Consider the following 3,274-nt stretch of genomic DNA (forward strand, 5'->3'; position numbering starts at 1 on the left):
CAAATTCAGTAAACCACTTCATATGCAGTAATGCAGGTAATAAGTAGGAAGAAACTCTCCCGCTTAATTATCCGTCCACATCTGACATTGACCAATAACAGTGGCAACGGCATCCTCTACGCCTTCTGGCGGATATTTGTATTTTTTCAGCAGTTTTTTAACCATACGACGCATACCGGCGCGAGCGGATTCTTTCTTCTGCCAGTCGATGGTGCGATTTTTACGCAGCATCTCCGTGAGTTCGTGAGTCATCGCCACCAGTTCTTCGTTTTGGTAGAAGTCCTTCACGGCCTGGGGTCGGGTCAACGCGTGATAAAACGCCAACTCTTCGCCAGTCAACCCTAGCGCATCGCCTTCCGCTTGGGCAAACGCCATATCCTTCGCCATTTTCATCAGTTCGGCGATGACTTCTTCGTTGGAGAGCATGCCGTTAAGGTACGCTTTCATCGCACGGGAGAGCATTTCCGAGAACTTCTCGCTCTGGACGAGGTTAGTACGGCGGTAGAGCATCACCTGCTCGGCAAGCAGTTTTTTCAGCATCTCGACGGCGAGATTGCGCTCCTTCATCCTGGCGATCTCATCGAGGAACTTCGGATCGAACAACGAAAACCCGGTGTCCACATCGGAAAACAGATTGATAACCCCTTCGCTCTGAATGCTTGCTTTCAGCAGTTCGTTGACGCGGGCGTTGATTTCTTTCAGAGACAACGGCTTGCCCTCGCCGGTGAGACGGGTAAGCAGCGTGCGTACCGCCTCAAAGTAGGCGGCCTCAAAGCGTTGCTCGGCAGATATCAGCGAACGGCAGAGGGACAGCGCCTGGCGCAGCAGCATGGACTCCTTGATAAACAAATCCTTTTTGCTCGGCGCTTCACCATAGGCGGGTTTCGGTTCGGCGGCTATCGAATACCGGGAATCCATGTTTTCGTGGTTCGGGGTAGATTTCGGCTTATCAATCGCTGAAATAAAATTCACGCCGCCGGTGATGGTTTTGGCGCGCACAAGGTTGCTGTCGGTAGACAGAAACGCCGAATAGTCGAAACCGTGGAACAGGCTGCGGCAAACTTCCAGTTTTTCGATAAACTTCGGCAGCGCAGTCTTGGCGACATCGGTATCGCCGTAGTTGTTCTTGTCGCGGTTGGTGTAGGCGTTCATCGCCTGCTTTAACGCTGAAGCGATGCCGACATAATCAACAACCAGCCCGCCTTCTTTATCTTTGTAAACCCGATTGACGCGCGCGATGGCCTGCATGAGGTTGTGCCCCGACATCGGTTTGTAAACATACATGGTGGCGAGCGACGGCACGTCAAACCCCGTAAGCCACATATCCACCACGATGGCGATTTTCAGCGGATCATCGTTATTCTTGAACCGACCGGCCATCTCGTCGCGGTGGCGTTTATTGCCGATAACGCCGCGCCATTCCTCCGGGTCTTTGTTGCTTTCGGTCATCACCACGTCGACCTTTTGCGCCCACTCCGGACGCAGTTCCAGCAGCTTGCGGTAGATGCCCATGGCGATGGAGCGGGAATAAGCGACTATCATCGCCTTGCCGGTCAGTTCATGCTGGCGGTTTTCCTCATAGTGCTGGATGATGTCTTCGCACAATGCGGTAATGGTCTGTTCCGCACCGAGGATAGACTCCATCTTGCCGAGTTCCTTTTTACTCTTTTCGATGGCGTAGTCTTCGGCGTTCTGCGCCATAACGTCGTATTCCGCGTCGATGAGCCGCAAAATGTCTTCGTCCAGCTTCAGGTGGATAACGCGGCTCTCATAGTAGACGGGGCGGGTCGCGCCGTCTTCCACCGCCTGGGTCATATCGTAGATGTCAATATAGTTGCCGAATACCTCGATGGTGGAGCGATCTTTGCTGGATATCGGCGTTCCGGTGAAACCGATGTAGGTGGCGTTGGGCAAGCTATCGCGAATAATGCGCGCCGTACCGAGGATCACACGGCCTGTTTTCGCGTCCACCTTTTCCTCCAAACCGTACTGCCCTCGATGGGCTTCGTCCGCCATCACGATAATGTTGCGGCGGTCGGAAAGCGCTTCAGAGGTTTCCTCGAATTTCTGCATCGTCGTGAAAATGATGCCGTTTGCCAGCCTTCCTGCAAGCAGTTCCTTTAAGTGAGCACGGCTTTCGGCTTGTTGAGGCGTTTGACGCAGGAACGATGCGCACCTAGCGAACTGTCCGAATAGTTGGTCGTCGAGATCGTTGCGATCCGTCAACACCACAAGGGTCGGTGAATTTAACGCGCTTTGCAGCAGATGGGCGTAAAACACCATCGACAGCGACTTGCCGCTGCCTTGGGTGTGCCAGAACACGCCGCCTTTGCCGTCCGTTGCGGTAGCCCTACCGGTGGAAGCAACGGCTTTTTTCACGGCGAAATATTGGTGGTAAGCGCCCAGGATTTTCGCGTCGCCGGAAAAGCAGATAAAATTCTTGATGATGTCGAGCAAGCGCGCTTTGTCGAACATCCCTTCAATGAAGGTGTCAAACTGAGCATACTGCGTGTTTTCGTAGCTGCCGTCCTTGGTTTTCCATTCCATAAAGCGGTCTTCGCCTGCCGTAATGGTTCCAGCTTTCGAGACGGCCAAATCGCTCATAACGAGAAAAGCGTTGTAGATAAACAGGGACGGTATCTCGTGCATATAGTTGCGCAATTGCAGAAATGCCTCGGAAGCATCCGTTTCCTCTCGGGAGGGAGATTTCAACTCGAAGACGACGACCGGCAAACCGTTTAAGAACACGATCACATCCGGGCGTTTCTCGCTGTTTTCGCAGATTGTCCACTGATTGGCGACAGTGAATGAATTTCGCGCCACGTCCTCGTAATCCACGAGATGAACCAGCGCCGCCCGCAGTTCGTCCTTATGGTAATAGTTAACCGATACGCCATTTTGCAGGTAGTCCATAAACTGCACATTCTTCTGCCGGAATGTGCCGCCCTCGATATTCCGCAGTTTGTAAACCGCCTCGGCAAGCGCCGATTCCGGCAGTCTGGGATTTACCCGACCGAGAGCGGGGAGAAGTTCGTCCATATAAAGCGGATTGGCGTAATCTCGCGTCAGGTCCGGCGCATAGACATAGCTGTACCCCAATGTGTCGCGGAACAACTCAAGACAAGCATTTTCGTAATGGGCTTCGGTATAGGCCATTCAGATTACCTTTTACAAATTTATAACGCATTTTTTTTGCGTTTGGTGTTTGCCATTCACCTTTAAACAACAAAACACATTAATTCCGCACGCCCGTGGGCGATAAATCATCATTTAG

General features: G+C 52.5%; 1 protein-coding gene. It reads right to left on the reverse strand.

From position 1 onward, the window contains the following. Positions 1-63 precede the first annotated feature (63 nt). Positions 64-3,156: a type I restriction endonuclease subunit R gene (locus VSX58_RS22340; protein WP_327619972.1), complete on the reverse strand. Its 3,093-nt coding sequence runs from the start codon at positions 3,154-3,156 to the stop codon at positions 64-66. Between the last annotated feature and the right edge of the window lie 118 nt (positions 3,157-3,274).

Origin of the sequence: Brenneria populi, assembly GCF_036016195.1 — a bacterium.
Lineage (GTDB): Bacteria > Pseudomonadota > Gammaproteobacteria > Enterobacterales > Enterobacteriaceae > Brenneria > Brenneria populi.

What these genes read in the sequence shown, in the direction of transcription:
- VSX58_RS22340 (WP_327619972.1), bottom strand. Translation starts at nt 3,156, where the DNA reads ATGGCCTATACCGAAGCCCATTACGAAAATGCTTGTCTTGAGTTGTTC.